Annotated in this window: 11 protein-coding genes; 6 read left to right on the top strand and 5 right to left on the bottom strand. The window is 70.6% G+C overall.

Annotated features, from left to right (window positions below):
- Window positions 1–11: 11 nt before the first annotated feature.
- Window positions 12–2,012, top strand: a complete 2,001-nt coding sequence (locus AB0411_RS29615) for a beta-galactosidase (protein WP_366420347.1) — start codon at window positions 12–14, stop codon at window positions 2,010–2,012.
- 156 nt (window positions 2,013–2,168) lie between these two features.
- Here AB0411_RS29615 and AB0411_RS29610 read toward each other — a convergent pair whose 3' ends face one another.
- The 4 genes from AB0411_RS29610 to galT all read right to left on the bottom strand — a co-directional run bounded on the left by AB0411_RS29610 (window position 2,169) and on the right by galT (window position 6,477).
- Complete coding sequence (locus AB0411_RS29610; protein WP_366420346.1) at window positions 2,169–2,939, bottom strand: response regulator transcription factor; 771 nt, start codon at window positions 2,937–2,939, stop codon at window positions 2,169–2,171.
- A 270-nt stretch (window positions 2,940–3,209) separates the two neighbouring features.
- Window positions 3,210–4,406 (bottom strand): galactokinase, encoded by a 1,197-nt coding sequence (gene galK / locus AB0411_RS29605; RefSeq protein WP_366420345.1) that lies wholly within the window; start codon window positions 4,404–4,406, stop codon window positions 3,210–3,212.
- Window positions 4,406–5,380, bottom strand: coding sequence for a UDP-glucose 4-epimerase GalE (gene galE, locus AB0411_RS29600; protein ID WP_366420344.1), 975 nt, complete (start codon window positions 5,378–5,380; stop codon window positions 4,406–4,408). The genes galK and galE overlap by 1 nt, the downstream gene beginning before the upstream one ends.
- Window positions 5,377–6,477, bottom strand: coding sequence for a galactose-1-phosphate uridylyltransferase (gene galT, locus AB0411_RS29595; protein WP_366420343.1), 1,101 nt, complete (start codon window positions 6,475–6,477; stop codon window positions 5,377–5,379). Before galT ends, galE begins: the two co-directional genes overlap by 4 nt.
- A gap of 266 nt (window positions 6,478–6,743) precedes the next feature.
- Here galT and AB0411_RS29590 point away from each other — a divergent pair, with 266 nt between their 5' ends.
- The gene (locus AB0411_RS29590) at window positions 6,744–8,414 is read left to right on the top strand and encodes a sodium:solute symporter family protein (RefSeq protein ID WP_366420342.1); all 1,671 of its coding nucleotides are present in this window, start codon (window positions 6,744–6,746) and stop codon (window positions 8,412–8,414) included.
- Window positions 8,415–8,433: 19 nt separating this feature from the next.
- Window positions 8,434–8,742: a hypothetical protein gene (locus AB0411_RS29585; protein WP_366420341.1), complete on the top strand. Its 309-nt coding sequence runs from the start codon at window positions 8,434–8,436 to the stop codon at window positions 8,740–8,742.
- Between the two features lie 22 nt (window positions 8,743–8,764).
- Here AB0411_RS29585 and AB0411_RS29580 read toward each other — a convergent pair whose 3' ends face one another.
- A complete protein-coding gene (locus AB0411_RS29580; protein ID WP_366420340.1) occupies window positions 8,765–9,520 on the bottom strand; it encodes a response regulator transcription factor in 756 nt (251 codons plus the stop codon).
- 557 nt (window positions 9,521–10,077) lie between these two features.
- On the opposite strand from AB0411_RS29580, the gene AB0411_RS29575 reads away from it, so the two are divergent.
- Genes AB0411_RS29575 through AB0411_RS29565 form a run of 3 tightly spaced genes read left to right on the top strand, consistent with a single transcriptional unit; the run spans window position 10,078 to window position 15,869 of the window.
- The gene (locus tag AB0411_RS29575) at window positions 10,078–10,494 is read left to right on the top strand and encodes an SseB family protein (protein WP_366420339.1); all 417 of its coding nucleotides are present in this window, start codon (window positions 10,078–10,080) and stop codon (window positions 10,492–10,494) included.
- Window positions 10,495–11,115 (top strand): hypothetical protein, encoded by a 621-nt coding sequence (locus AB0411_RS29570; RefSeq protein WP_366420338.1) that lies wholly within the window; start codon window positions 10,495–10,497, stop codon window positions 11,113–11,115.
- A complete protein-coding gene (locus tag AB0411_RS29565) occupies window positions 11,112–15,869 on the top strand; it encodes a putative T7SS-secreted protein (protein WP_366420337.1) in 4,758 nt (1,585 codons plus the stop codon). The genes AB0411_RS29570 and AB0411_RS29565 overlap by 4 nt, the downstream gene beginning before the upstream one ends.
- Window positions 15,870–15,879 lie beyond the last annotated feature (10 nt).

Here is a 15,879-nt window from a genome sequence, read left to right as displayed (position 1 = left end):
TTGGGGGATCCATGGGCATCCATTTCGGCGGCGACTACAACCCCGAGCAGTGGCCCGAGGAGGTGTGGGCCGAGGACCTGGAGCTGATGAAGGCGGCCCGCGTCACCATGGTCACCGCCGGGATCTTCTCCTGGGCCCGGGTCGAACCCCGGCCCGGGGCCTGGGACTTCGGCTGGTTCGACCGCGTCATGGACGGGCTGGCGGGCGCCGGGATCGCCGTCTGCCTGGCCACCATGACCGCCTCGCCGCCGCCGTGGCTCTCCCGCGCGCACCCCGGGATCCTGCCCGAGGACGCCGACGGCCGGCGCCGCTGGCCCGGTGGCCGGCAGCACTACTGCCCCTCCAGCCCCGTCTACCGCGCACACGCCGTACGCCTGGTGGAACAGCTCGCCGCCCGCTACGCCGGCCATCCGGCGCTGGCCCTGTGGCACGTCGGCAACGAATACGGGTGCCACACCCGCCAGTGCTACTGCGAGGTGTCGGCCGACGACTTCCGGCGTTGGCTGCGCGCACGCTACGGCGGCATCGACGCGCTCAACGCCGCCTGGTCGACGGCCTTCTGGTCACAGACCTACGGCGACTTCGACGAAGTGCTGCCGCCCCGCACCGCGCCCACCTTCCCCAACCCCGCCCAGCAGCTGGACTACCTGCGCTTCGGCGACGAGGCCCTGCGCGCCTGCTATCTGGCCGAAAAGGAGGTGCTGGAGCGCCTTGCCCCCGGAATTCCGGTCACCACCAATCTGATGCCGCAGCACAAGCCCGTCGACGCGTTCGCCTGGTCCCCGCACCTGGACGCGATGGCGCTGGACTTCTACCAGGACCCGTACGCCGGCGACGACCACATCCGGGCCGGCTACGTCTTCGACCTGATGCGCTCGGCGCGCTCCGGACAGCCCTGGATGCTGCTGGAGCAGGCGCCCGGCGCGGTCAACTGGCGGCCCCGCAACGGCCCCAAGCCGCCCGGCACGATGCGGCTGTGGAGCTGGCAGGCCGTCGCCCAGGGCGCGGACGCGGTGCTGTACTTCCAGTGGCGGCAGTCGCTGGGCGGCGCGGAGAAATTCCATTCGGCGATGCTGCCGCACGGCGGGACGGGCACCCGCATCTTCCGCGAAGTGTCCGAGCTGGGGCGGGAGTTGGCGGCGGTACCGGGCATCGAGGGGACCCGGTCGCGGGCGGCGGTGGCGCTGCTGGCGGACTGGCACAGCTGGTGGGCGCTGGAGCTGGACTCCAAGCCGTCGACCGCGCTGGACCACTCCCGGATCGCGTTGGACCACTACCGGCCGCTGTTCGAGGCGGGCGTGGCCTGCGACGTGGTGCCGCCACAGCGCGAACTGTCCGGCTACCGGCTGGTCGTGGCGCCCAACCTGTACCTGCTCACCGTCGCCGACGCCGAACGGCTGGCCGCCTATGTGCGAAACGGCGGGCAGCTGCTGGTGTCGTTCTTCTCCGGGATCGTCGACGCGCACGACCGGGTGCACCCCGGCGGGTATCCGGGGGCGCTGCGGGAGCTGCTGGGACTGCGGGTGGAGGAGTTCTGGCCGCTGGACGAGGGCCGGTCGGTGGGCGTCGGCGACGGGGCCTACACGGGGCGGGCGGACCTGTGGTCGGAGGCCGTCGACCTCGAAGGGGCCGAAGCGCTCGCCCGCTTCACGGACGGGGAGCTCGCCGGCCGCCCCGCGGTGACCCGGCACTCCTACGGGCGGGGCACGGTCTGGTACGCGGGCACCCGGCTCGAACCGGCGCTGATGCGGGCCCTGCTGGACGACGTACGGGCGGCGGCCGGGGTCGGGCCCGTACTGCCGGGGCTGCCGGCGGGCGTCCAGGCCACGGTCCGCGAGGGCGCCGGCGGACGGTACGTCTTCCTGCTCAACCACGGGACGGAGACCGTGGAGGTCGGGCTGCCGGCGCCGATGCGGGACGCGCTGGCCGCGGTGGACGGGGCGGGCGGGGCCGTCGGCCGGGTCACGTTGGGAGCTCGGGGCGTGGCGGTCCTGACGGATCCCGGCACGTAGGAGCCCGGGCCCCGACGCCCAGCACGTCCGGCCCGAGCGCCCCGGGCACTCCCGCGCCCGTGGCGGCCTCACGGCGTGCGGCGCCTCTCGGAGCCCCGCGCGTCACCAGGCCCCCGGCCACCCCCGGGGAGCCTCGCCCCGCAGCCCCGCAGCCGCTCAGGGCACCGGCACCGACGCCGCCGCGGCCGCCGCCTCCAGCTCGACCGGGCCGACCCCGGCCCGGCGGGCCAGCGCGACCGCGGCGAGGGTGGAGTGCACCCCGAGTTTGCCGAGCACGTTCTGCATGTGGGTGCGGACCGTGTGCGGGGAGAGGAACAGCCGCTCGGCGACCGCTTTGCGGCCCAGGCCCGCCACCATGCAGCGCAGCACCTCGCGCTCGCGCGGGGTCAGCGACTCCACCAGCCGCTCGCTCTCCGAACGGTGCTTGCGGGCGGCCGTCAACTCCCGCAGGACGCCGGTCAGCAGCGCGGGCGGCAGATGCGTCTCGTCACGGAGCACGCCGCGGATGACCGCGAGCAGCCGGGAGAGCGAGCAGTCCTTGGCGACCCAGCCGGAGGCGCCGGCCTGCAGCGCGGCGGCCGCGCGGCGCGGGTCGTCGCGGTCGGCGAGGACGACGGTGCGCAGATACGGATGGCTGGTGCGCAGGCCGGAGACCAGCGCGATGCCGTCCCGCGGCACGGCCCGCGGTACCGCCTCGCGGACCGCTCCCTGCGCGGGCACCGCGAGCAGCGGCGCGGCGAGGTCGGCGTCGGCGAGCAGCACGTCGAACCGGCGGCCGTCGGTGACCGCCCGGTCCAGATTGCGCAGTGCCACGGGGGCGCTGCCCGCGGCCGCGACGTCCACGTCCTGTTCCGCGGCGAGCGCGGCCGCCAGGGATTCGGCGAAGATGCGGTGGTCGTCGACCACCAGAACCCGGATGCGTTGCACAGAGACCCCCTGTCTCGGTGAACGGACCATAGCGGGCACGACGCCCGGATTGAAGATCGCCTCAGCCGCACGGCCGCCGCCGTGCCGACATGACTACCCCACCCCGGGCGCCGTACCCGAACGGTCTCGCCCCCTGATCGGCACCGGCCCCCACCGGTGCAGGATCCCAGCGTACGGACGGGTTGCGGCAAGGGAAGGTGATTGACGAAACTGCCCCTCCACCCGGGCCGTTCGGTGCCCGCCCGGTGGCCGCGCGCCGCCCGGCACGCCCTACTCGACGCGGTGCGCTCCCGGGCCGGGGACGGCCTCGAAGATCCGCGGGGCGGCATGGCCGGCCGCCGCGAAGGCCTCGGTGACCGCGGCGCCGACGGCGGGTGCGGCGGCCTCCTCGACGAGCACGATCGCCGAGCCGCCGAAGCCTCCGCCGGTCATCCGGGCCCCGAGGGCGCCCGCCGCGTTGGCGGTGTCGACCGCGAGGTCGAGCTCACGGCAGGAGATCTTGAAGTCGTCGCGGAGCGAGGCGTGACCGGCCGTCAGGAGCGGGCCGATGGCGCGGGTGCGGCCCGCGTCGAGGCAGGCGACGACCTCTTCGACGCGGTGGTTCTCGGTGACGATGTGCCGGACGAGGGCCTGGACGGCGGGCTCGTCGGCCAGCCGGGCGAGGGCCTCGGGCAGTTGCGCGTACGGCACGTCGCGCAGGGCCCGCACCCCGAGCGCCCGCGCGCCGCGCTCACACCCGGCGCGCCGCTCCGCGTACGCGCCGTCCCCCAGCTCGTGCTTCACCCGGGTGTCCACGACGAGGAGCCGCAGCCCCTCCCCCGCCAGGTCGAACGGGATCTGGCGCCGGCCGAGGTCGCGGGTGTCGAGGAAGAGGGCGTGGCCCTCGGTGCAGCAGGCCGCGGCGGTCTGGTCCATGATCCCGCAGGGCACGCCGACGAAGGCGTTCTCGGCCCGCTGGGCGAGCCGGGCCAACTGCTGCGGCTCCTGCCCGAGCGCGTACAGGTCGTTGAGGGCGAGCGCGGTGACGATCTCCAGGGCGGCGGACGAGGAGAGTCCGGCGCCGGTCGGCACCGTGCTGTCGTAGTGCAGGTCCGCGCCGCCGACGGGCAGCCCGGCCTCCCGCATCGCCCAGACGACACCGGCCGGGTACGCGGCCCAGCCCGCCTGGGGCGCCGGCCGCAGCGCGTCGAGGCGCAGTTCGACGATGCCGCCGTCGGCGCCGCCGGAGTGCAGCCGCAGCACCCCGTCGGTGCGGGCCGAGGCGGCGGCCAGGGTGGTGTGCGGAAGGGCGAGCGGCATCACGAAACCGTCGTTGTAATCGGTGTGTTCACCGATCAGGTTGACCCGGCCGGGCGCCGCCCAGGTGCCCGTGGGGGCGGCGCCGTACACCGCGGCGAAGGCCTGGGCGGTGTACTGGGCGCCGTGCGGGCGCCCGGTGGTCGGGGCGGCGGTTCCGTGTGCGGTCATCAGGACTCCTTCGTCCGGTCGAGGTGCTGCGCGAACTGCCAGGCGTCGGTGACGATGTCGGCGAGGTCGGCGCGGCTGGGGCGCCAGCCGAGGCGGTCGATCGCGGCCTGGGCGGAGGCCACCAGTACGGCCGGGTCGCCGCCGCGGCGCGGGGCGGTGATCTCGGGGATGGGGTGTCCGGTGACCTTGCGGACGGTCTCGATGACCTCGCGGACGGAGAAGCCGTTGCCGTTGCCGAGGTTGCAGATCAGGTGCTCGCCGGCGGTGGCCGCGTCGAGGGCGAGGAGGTGGGCCTCGGCGAGGTCGGCGACGTGGATGTAGTCGCGGACGCAGGTGCCGTCGGGGGTGGGGTAGTCGTCGCCGAAGACGGAGATCGCCTCGCGCTTGCCCCGGGCGACCTGGAGGACGAGCGGGATGAGGTGCGATTCGGGGTCGTGGCGCTCACCGCAGGTGCCGTAGGCGCCGGCGACGTTGAAGTAGCGCAGCGAGACGGCGGCCAGGCCGTGGGCGGCGGCCTCCCCGCTGATCATGTGGTCGACGGCGAGCTTGCTGGCGCCGTACGGGCTGGTGGGCGCGGTCTCGGCGGACTCGGTGATCGGGGTGGTCCGCGGCTCGCCGTAGGTGGCGGCGGTGGAGGAGAAGACGAGGGTGCGGACACCGGCGTCGCGCATCGCGGCGAGCAGGTCCATGGTGCCGCCGACGTTGTTGCGCCAGTACTTCTCGGGGTCCACGACGGACTCGCCGACCTGGGAGAAGGCGGCGAAGTGCAGCACCGCGTCGTAGGAGGGGTCGAGCCACGTCGCGGCGTCCTGGATGCGGCCCTCGACGAAGCGGACTCCGGCAGGGACGCCCTCGCGGTGGCCGGTGGACAGGTCGTCCAGCACGGTCACCTCGTGACCGGCCTGCAGCAGATGCGCCGCGACGACGCTTCCGACGTATCCCGCACCACCTGTGACCAGGTACTTCTTGCTCACTCGCTCGCTACCTCTCGCAGTCGCTGGGCCGCGGCCTCCGGCGGCACATCATTGATGAACACGTTCATGCCGGATTCGGAACCCGCGAGGAACTTCAGCTTGCCGGAAGTGCGTCGGATGGTGAAAAGCTCGAGGTGGAGTGCGAATTCCTCCCGGTGCTCGACACGCAGCGGCGCCTGGTGCCAGGCGGCGATGTACGGCGTACGGGCGGCGCCGGCCGCCCCCCGGGACCCCGGGCCCGCCCCGCTTCCTTCCTTCCCGCCGCCCCTCCCGTCGAAGATCCGGTCGAAGCGCCGCAAGACTTCCAGGTAGACCTGTGGGAACTCTGTGCGCGCGGCGTCGTCGAGGGCGAGCAGGTCGGGGACCCGGCGCTTGGGGTAGAGGTGCACCTCGTAGGGCCAGTGGGCCGCGTGGGGGACGAAGGCCACCCAGTGCTCGCCGTCGAGGACGACCCGGCGGCCGTCGGCCAGCTCGTCCGCGACCACCTCGTCGAAGAGGTTGCCGCCGCCGGTGGCGGCACGGTGGGCGGCGAGCGCGGTGAGCATGCGCGCGGTGCGCGGGGTCACGAAGGGGTACGCATAGATCTGGCCGTGCGGGTGGCCGAGGGTCACGCCGATCTCGGCGCCGCGGTTCTCGAAGCAGAAGACCTGCTCCACGCCGGGGAGCTGGGACAGTTCCGCGGTGCGGTCGGTCCACGCCTCCAGGACCAGGGCGGCCTGCTCGTCGGTGAGGTCGGCGAAGGAGGCGTCGTGGTCGGAGGTGAAGCAGACGACCTCGCAGCGGCCGCTGTCGCCGGCCAGGGACGGGAAGCGGTTCTCGAAGACGGCGACGTCGTAGTCCGCGGCGGGGATCTCGGAGCGGCGGCCCCCGCGGGAGGGGCACAGCGGGCACTCGTCGGCCGGCGGGTGGTAGGTGCGGGCCTGCCGGTGCGAGGCGATGGCGACATCGTCGCCGAGCAGCCGGTCGTGGCGGATCTCGGAGGCGGTGGCCACGGGGTCGAGGGGGCGGCGGTCGACGGCATCGCGTACGACGTCGTCACGCGAGTCGTAGTAGATGAGCTCCCGGCCGTCCGCGAGCCGGGTCGACGTCTTCTTCACGGGCGCTCCTCACCCTGCGACCAAACACAAACAAACACAATGAAGCACAACTAAACAGCTGCGTCAACGCCGGGCCATGGGGCGAGTTCCGGGCGGAGCGCTGCGGGACATTTCCGGCATACCGGATACCTCGATCACGAAAGCGCAACTGAACCAAACAAAAGTATTCAGTTTCCCGAAGTCCGCGCGTAGCTTTTTGTGCGTTCCGATCGCACAAAGATGTGTCCTCCGGGGGCCGAGCTCCCGACCCGCGAAATGAGTCGCCCATGATCACCCTGGCCGAGGGGCTACGGCTCCCCACCAACGGGCTCGATTACACGATCCTGGCCATCTACTTCGTCGTCGTCCTCGGCATCGGATTCGCGGCCAAACGCAGCGTGAAGACGAGCCTGGACTTCTTCCTCTCCGGACGGTCGCTGCCCGCCTGGGTCACCGGCCTCGCCTTCGTCGCCGCCAACCTCGGCGCCACCGAGATCCTCGGCATGGCCGCCAACGGGGCGCAGTACGGCGCCTACACCGTGCACTGGTACTGGATCGGCGCCATCCCGGCCATGGTCTTCCTGGGCCTGGTGATGATGCCGTTCTACTACGGCTCCAAGGTCCGCTCGGTGCCCGAGTTCCTGCTGCACCGCTTCGGCCCCTCCTCGCACCTGCTGTCGTCGGTCATCTTCGCCGTGTCGTCGGTGCTGATCGCGGGCGTGAACCTGTACGCCATGGCGATCGTGCTGCAGGCGCTGCTCGGCTGGCCGCAGTGGGTCGCGATCGTCGTCGCCGGCGTCTTCGTCCTCGCGTACATCACCATCGGCGGCCTGTCCTCGGCGATCTACAACGAGGTGCTGCAGTTCTTCGTCATCCTGGCCGCCCTGATCCCGCTGACCATCGTCGGCCTCAAGCGCGTCGGCGGCTGGGACGGCCTGACCAGCTCGCTCGACTCCTCCCACGGCGACGCGTTCCTGACCGCCTGGAAGGGCACCGGCATAGGCGAGGCCAACCCGCTCGGCGCGAACTGGCTCACCATCGTCCTCGGCCTCGGCTTCGTGATGAGCTTCGGCTACTGGACCACCAACTTCGCCGAGGTGCAGCGCGCGCTGTCCGCGAAGAACCTCTCCGCCGCCAAGCGCACCCCGCTGATCGCCGCCTTCCCCAAGATCTTCATCCCGCTCGTCGTGGTCGTCCCGGGCCTGATCGCGCTGGTCATGGAGCCGACGCTGGGCAAGTCCAAGGACGGGCTGCAGTACAACGACGCGATCCCGGTGCTGATGCGGGACCTGCTGCCCAACGGCGTGCTGGGCATCGCGGTGACCGGTCTGCTGGCGGCGTTCATGGCGGGCATGGCCGCCAACGTCTCGTCCTTCAACACCGTCTTCACCAACGACATCTGGGCGGCGTACCTCAAGAAGGGCCGCGAGGACCGCTACTACCTCAAGACCGGACGCGTGGTCACCGCGGTCGGCGTGCTGATCGGCATGGGCACGGCCTTCATCGCCTCGTCCTTCAGCAACATCATGAACTACCTCCAGACGCTGTTCTCCTTCTTCAACGTGCCCCTGTTCGTCGTCTTCATCATCGGCATGTTCTGGAAGCGGACCAGCGCGGCGGCCGGCTTCTGGGGCCTGCTCAGCGGCACGCTCGCCGCGATGGTCAACTACTTCGGGCTCTACAAGCAGGGCATCATCGCGATCCCCTCCGAGCAGGGCGCCAACTTCGTCTCCTCGATCGTGGCGTTCGTCGTCGGCGCGCTGGTGATGGTGCTCGTCACCCTGGTCACCAAGCCCAAGCCGGCCGCATCGCTGGCGGGCCTGGTCTACGGGTCCCGGTCCCCCGGCATGGAGGAACTGCCGGCCGAGGGCGACGACGCGTGGTACCGCAAGCCGGCCCTGCTGGGCTGGGGGGCACTGATCCTCGCCGCCGTCTGCTACATCCCCTTCTCCTTCTGAGCCTGCCGAGGAACGCACCATGAGCGACTACCAGCACGAAGTCGAGCAACTGGAACGCGAGTCGGCGACCGCCGCGCGACTCTTCGACGTACGGCGCATCATCGGCGGCCTGTTCGTCGTCTACGGCGTGATCGTCACCATCGCCGGCCTGACGGCCTCGGACGCCGACCTCAAGAAGGCCCAGGACATCAACATCAACCTCTGGACGGGCGTGGGCATGCTCGCCCTCGGCCTCTTCTTCCTCGTCTGGCTGAAGCTGCGACCGGCGGTCCCGCCGACGGCCGAGGAGCTGCGGGCCGGGGTGGCGGAGGAGTCCGGGGAGGGCTGAGCGGGAGGGCGAGCGGGGGCTGTTACTGCGGGGACGGGGACGGGGACGGACCGTCCTGATCCGCCCCCGCCGTAGCCTCCTCCGCCTGCCCCGCCGCAGCGCGCGCCGCGCGGCCGCCCGCCGCGCGGTCCAGCAGCCCGGTGCGGGCCGCCAGCGCGGCGGCCTCCAGCCGGGACCCCACCTCCAGCTTCATCAACACCCGCTGCACATGCGTCCGCGCGGTGCTCGGCGCGATGTCCATCCCCGCCGCGATCAGCCGGGTGTCCTCGCCGTCCGCGACCCGCATCAGCACCTCGACCTCGCGCGGGGTGAGCAGCTCCAGCAGCCGCGCCCCCTCGTCGTCCGGCTGCGCCGCGGGGTGCAGCAACTCCTCGAAGGCCTGCTGCAACAACAGCGGGGCGACCGCCGACTCCCCCGCCCGCGCCTTCATCATGGCGCGCTCCACACCTTCGATCCGCTCGTCGTTGCGGACGTACCCGGAGGCCCCGGCCGCGAACGCGGCGGCGATCCCGCGCGGACTGGGCACCGGCCCCAGCACCACCACCGCGACCTGCGGCCGCTCCCTCTTGATCCGTACGACCGGGTCGAAGGCACCCGGCCTGGCCGGTGCGGCGGTGCCCAGCAGGCACACCTCGGGCGCCCGGCTCACCACCAGCTCCGCGGCCCCGGCGCTCGGCGCGGCCGCCGCCAGGACGCGGTGCCCACGCAGCTTCAGCGCCGAAGCGAGCGCCTCCGCGAGCAGACGATGATCGTCCACCACCATGAGCCGCACGCCCATCGAGCAACCCCCTCCACCCCGGCGGGCCCCGGCGCGGCCCCCGACCGGGCCGCTCGTCCCCGGGAAGCTACACGCTCGGCTGCGATAGCGCGCCCCCTACCGGGAAGAAGCCCCCCGGAATGCTGGAATCCCGGCCATTCGGGGCCGATTGGCGTCCTGTCGGGGCTGTGCCGGGGGGCGGGGGCGCAGCGCGCGGGACGTCGCCATATCCAGGGGTTGCGGGCATCCGGGGAATGGCGCGGGGCGCGGTCCGGAGCGGCACAGGAGCCCGTCGCGAACAGCGGCCGGTCGCGGCTACGGCGCAAACGGGCCGCTCGGTAGGCAAGTTGCCCGGATAAACGCATTCCAGGCGATCCAGCAGGTATACCGAGGCACCCGCATACTGGACGCACCCTCCACCGGGCCGGTCCGAACGTCGCACTCCACCAACGTCGTTGAATTCAAAAGAACCCTGCGTCCGAGTTTCGCCGCGGGTGTCGTCGACGGCGTTGTCAGTGCCGTATGCGAAAGTGGGTTCGGCAGTTGAGCAGAACATTGGGGGAGGGGTCCGGCCCGATATGTCATTGGCCGACGAAGTGGCAGCAGTGCACGCGGGGCGACCGGATCCAGCCGCCTTGGTGGGGGAATTCCGCCGCACGCATGTCTTGATACCGACGGTCAACGACTCGCTCATGTCCACCGAGTTGGACGGTATCCGCTGGCTGTACGCATTCACCGACGAGGAGGCGCTGTCGCGCTTCGCCCTTACCCGCGGCGGCGAGCCCGGAGCGGAGTGGCGGTATGTGACCACCTCCGGCGCCCGCGTCCTTGACGTGCTGATTCCCGCATGCGAGGGCCCTACGGGGGTGGCGCTGGACGCCGGCAGCGAACAGGGGGCCCTCTTCCCGCCGGTGGCCGGAATCGTTCCGGACAGCGCCGCGGTGGACATCCCGCCGAGCGGCATATCGGACGCACCGCACAGGGGGGAAGGCTAAATGGGGCTGATCAACGGAAACGGGTATGCGCTCGAGCCCGAGGCATTTGAGCAGCTCACCAAGGGCATCAGGGCGGCAACGGCCGAACTCAAAGAACTCGGCTTTGACGTGGAGGCCCAACTGGGGCGCGGTTTTGACCGTTTGTCCCTGGACAGCATGGAATGCGGCGACGACGGCCTGGCAGCCGTGCTCGATTCCTTCTGCGACCGCTGGGGCTGGGGCGTGCGCACCTTGATGCAGGACGCCAACACATTCACCAAAAAGCTGCATCTCACCGCCGGCATGTACTACGAGCAGGAGCAGTACACCTCGGACGCGCTGAAACAGACGGTGAACGCGGCGATGGGCGATCCGAACCTGACGGCTGAGCAGCTGCACAAGCGGTCCTGGAGTCAGATCGGCGCGGACAACCCCTTCACCCAGGTCGAGAACGCCGACTTCGACCCGATGTCGGAGGAGTCGATGAAGTCGCACCGGCAGGTCGCGGATGCGGCCGGTCAGCTCGGCGACGACTTCACCTCGATCCCCGACCGCCTCACCCACGGTGGCGACGACCCCGCTGACGTCACCACGGAGTTCCACGATCCGAAGTCGACGAGCCACGGGGGCAACAGCAAGTGAACTGGCTGGGCAACACCTTCAACGCGGTCGGCGAAGGCGCGAGCAAGTTCACGGGTGCGGTCGAGCGCGGCGCGGGCGAACTGGTCGAGCACGGCTCCGACCTGGCCGGTGATGCGCTGGAGACGGTCGGCCTCGACGACGCCGGGCACGCCGTACGCTCCGCCGGCGCCGAAGCGGCCGGCGCCCTGGGCGCCCACGTCGACGAACGCCAACTCGGCGAGACCGAGGACCCCAAGGAGCTCGTCCACGGCGACGTGGAGAAGATCCACGAGACGGCGTCCCACCTCAAGGACTTCTCCGCGGCCTTCGACCGGGTCGCCGGCGGTATGCGCAAGCTCGGCTCGGGCCGGCACTGGAGCGGCAAGGCGGCGGACGCCTTCCGTGAGAAGTTCGATATGCACCCCAAGCAGTGGATGCACGCCGCCGACGCCTGCGACGACGCCTCGAAGGCGCTGAAGTCCTACGCGGAGACGGTGTCCTGGGCGCAGGGCAAGGCCTCCGACGCGATCGACAAGTACCGCAAGGCCCAGCAGGCGGCCGAGCGCGCCCGGAGCGAGTACGAGTCCGCGTACGACGGGTACCGGGAGCGCTACTCCGCCTACGCGTACCTCGCCTCGCGGGGCACCGACGCGGGCCCCGAGCCGCAGGCTCCGGCCGAGCCCGGCGACGTGGGCAAGGAGGGCCGCGAAGCCGCCGAGGACATGCTCAAAAGCGCCCGCAGCCAGCGCAACGAGGCGGCCGAGCGGGCACGGAACAGCATCAAGGCGGCCCTTGCCCACGCCCCGCAGAAGCCCGCCATGACCGAGCTGGCGGGGGCGGCGCTCAAGGACGGCGGACAGGCGCTCCTCCTGCAGGACGCGCACATGGTCGGCGGCGCCCTCAAGGCGGCCGCCGAAACCGTCAAACTGGGCCGCAAGCTCAACCCGCTCGACACGTACAACATCACCCACCCCTGGCAGTACGCCGACAACGCCTCCATGACCCTCATGGGACTGGCCCAGGCCCCGCTCCACCCCATCGAGACCGCCAAGGGCGCACTCGGCTCCGGCTGGGGCAGCGACCCGGGCGACGCGGCCGGCGCCTTCCTCCTCAACCTCGTCGGCGGCAAGGGTGCGGGCGGGCTGGCGAAGGGCGCGGCGCGGGCGGGAGCGAAGGACGCCGCCAAGGGCGCGGCGCGGGTGGCGGCCAAGGAGGGCGGCAAGCGCACCGTCCGGGACCGGCTGCGCACCGCCTGGTGCAAGACCTTCGGCAGCGACCCGATCGACATGGCCACCGGCCGCATGATCCTGCCGCAGACCGACATCGCCCTCCCCGGCAGCCTCCCCCTCACCTTCACCCGCACCTTCGAGTCGTCCTACCGCCAGGGCCGCTGGTTCGGCCCGAGCTGGATGTCCACCGTCGACCAGCGCCTGGAGATCGACGCGGAAGGCGTCATCCTCATCGGCGAGGAGGGAAACTTCCTCCTCTACCCCCACCCGGCCGTCGGCGTCCCCACCCTGCCCGCCGAGGGTGACGGCGCCCCGCTCGAACTCACCCCCGACGGCGACTACCTCCTCACCGACCCGGTCACCGGCCTCCGCCGCTACTTCACCACCTACACCGAGAACCTCGCCGTCCTCGACGAGATATCCGACCGCCGCGGCAACCACCACACCTTCGACTACACCGAAGACGGCACGCCGACCGCCATCACCCACAGTGCCGGCCACCGCCTTCTGCTCACCACGGACGAAGGCCGCATCACGGCTCTGCACCTGGCGGGCGCGGCCCCCGACGGCGGCGACCAACTCCTGGTCACCTACGGCTACGACGAGCTGGGCAACCTCACCAGCACCACCAACTCCTCCGGCCTGCCGCTGCGCTTCAGCTACGACGACCACGGCCGCATCACGTCCTGGACGGACACCAACAACAGCAGCTACACCTACGTCTACGACGACGATGACCGCTGCATCTCACAGGGCGGCATCGAAGGCCACCTGCGAGGCAACTTCTCCTGGGGCGCCCCCGACCCCGTCACCGGCCTGCGCACCAACCTCCACCACAACTCCCTCGGCCAGGTCACGACCTACCAGGTCAACGACCACCACCAGATCGTCGCGACCACCGACCCCACCGGCGCCACCACCCGCACGGTCCGGGACACCAAGCACCGCGTCCTGTCCACCACGGACCCGCTGGGCCACACCACCCACATCGACTACGACGACGAGGGCCGCCCGGTGAGCGTCGTCCTCCCGGACGGCTCCACCGCCACCACCAGCTACAACGACCTCGGCCTGCCCCTGAGCACCACCGGTCCGGACGGCACCACCTGGACCCACACCTACGACGCCCACGGCAACCGGACCTCCACCACGGACCCCGCGGGCGCCACCACCACCTACGCCCACGACGAGCGCGGCCATATCGCCACCGTCACCGACGCCTTGGGCAACACCACCCGCCTCTACTGCGACAAGGCGGGCCTGCCGATCTCGGTCACCGACCCCCTCGGCGCGGTGACCCACTACCGCCGCGACGCCTTCGGCCGCACCACCTCCGTCACCGACCCGCTGGGCGAGACGACCCACATGGTGTGGACGGTGGAGGGGAAACTCGCCGCGCGCATCGATGCCTCCGGCGCCACAGAACAGTGGACGTATGACGGCGAGGGCAACCGCCTCACCCACACCGACGCCGTCGGCCAGACCACCCGCTTCGAGTACAGCCACTTCGACCTGCTCACGGCCCGCACCGATCCCGACGGCGTCCGCCACGAGTTCACGCACGACACCGAACTCCGCCTCACCCAGGTCACCAACCCCCAGGGCTTGACCTGGAACTACGCCTACGACGGCGCCGGCCGCCTCATCTCCGAGACCGACTTCGACGACCGCGTCCTCACGTACGTCCACGATGCCGCGGGCCAACTCACCACCCGCACCAACATCCTGGGCGAGGTCACGGCCTACACCCGCGACACCCTCGGCCGCATCACCGAGAAGAACGCCGCGGGCCTGGTCACCACTTACACCCACGACGCCGGCGGCAACCTCCACCAAGCGGCCAACCCGGACGCCACCGTCACCTACACCCGCGACACCCTCGGCCGCGTCACCGCCGAATCGGTCAACGGCCGCACCATGACGTTCACCTACGACGCCCTGGGCCGCCGCACCTCCCGCACCACCCCCACCGGCCACACCACCACCTACACCTACGACGCCGCCGGCAACCGCACGGCCCTCAACACGGGCGGCCACACCCTCACCTTCGACCACGACGCCGCCGGCCAGGAACTCACCCGCACCATCGGCGACCACCTCGCCCTCACCCACACCTGGGACCCCACCGGCCGCCTCACCACCCAGTCCCTCACCACTGCAGCCACGGGCGCGCTCCAGTCCCCCACCGGGGCGACCGGGCCGGAGAACCCTGCGGCCGCCGAAGCCCAACGGGTCCTCCACCGCGGCTACACCTACCGCCCCGACGGCCACCTCACCGCGATCGACGACTCCCACACCGGCCGCCGCACCTTCGACCTCGACCGCGCAGGCCGCGTCACCGCCGTCCACGCCACCGACTGGACCGAGACCTACGCCTACGACGAAGCCGGCAACCAAACCCACGCCACCTGGCCCGACCGCCACCCCAACCCCTCGGCCCGGGGCGAACGCACCTACACCGGCACCCGCATCACCGGCGCCGGCCGCATCCGCTACGAACACGATCCCCTCGGACGCATAACCCTCCGCCAGAAAACCCGGGTCTCCCGCAAACCGGACACCTGGCGCTACAGCTGGAACACCGAAGACCATCTCACGTCCGTCGTCACCCCTGACGGCACCACCTGGCGATATCTGTACGACCCATTTGGGCGCCGCATAGCCAAACAACGCCTTGCCTCAGACGCCGCAACGGTCGTGGAGCAGACAGTTTTCGCGTGGGAGGGACCTCACCTCGCCGAACAATCCACCCATACCTCGGGCGCCCCGCAAGGCGTCATCCTCAGCTGGGAGAATGACGGCCTCACGCCGCTCACGCAAACCGAACGCAAAACCTCGTCTACGCAGCTTTCCCACGCCCCACAACAGGTCATAGACGAACGTTTTTTTGCGATGGCTACCGACCTCGCCGGAGTACCCACCGAACTTTTTGATGAATCAGGGAACGTTGCATGGCGCGCCAAATCTTCCCTTTGGGGCACCCTCACTTGGGACGCAACTTCCAGTGCTTACACACCCCTTCGATTCTCTGGACAATACTTCGACCCCGAGTCATATCTGCACTACAATTTCCATCGTCAATACGACCCAACGGTGGCTCGATATCTATCGAATGACCCATTGGGCCTCTACCCCGCACCCAACCCTGTAGCATATGTAACAAATCCTCACGCATGGGCCGACCCACTAGGCCTCTTTTCCTGCAAGACGGCAGACCCTCACGCACTCAAACCGACACACGAAATCAGCGGCGACAGCTCGACTAAACGCGTACGCAAGTACCGAGATGCGATGCGCGCCGGCTCATTCGACTGGGATCAAAGCCCACTCTCCGTCGTGAAGGGAGACGACGGTATTACATATGTCGTCGACGGGCACCACCGCCTTGCGGCAGCCAGGTATGCAAACGTAGAAGAAGTAACTGTACAGGACGTAACCAAACAGCTAAAGGAGGAAGGGTTTCTCGGCTATAAGGATATGGATGATGTCATGAATTCAGCAGCAGAATATCGCGGGAACCGACTCAACCGGCACAAGCTAAGGTAGGAGAATCAGG

The sequence above is a fragment of the Streptomyces angustmyceticus genome (assembly GCF_040701845.1).
GTDB lineage: Bacteria > Actinomycetota > Actinomycetes > Streptomycetales > Streptomycetaceae > Streptomyces > Streptomyces angustmyceticus_A.
This window is presented reverse-complemented; position numbering and strand designations above follow the sequence as displayed.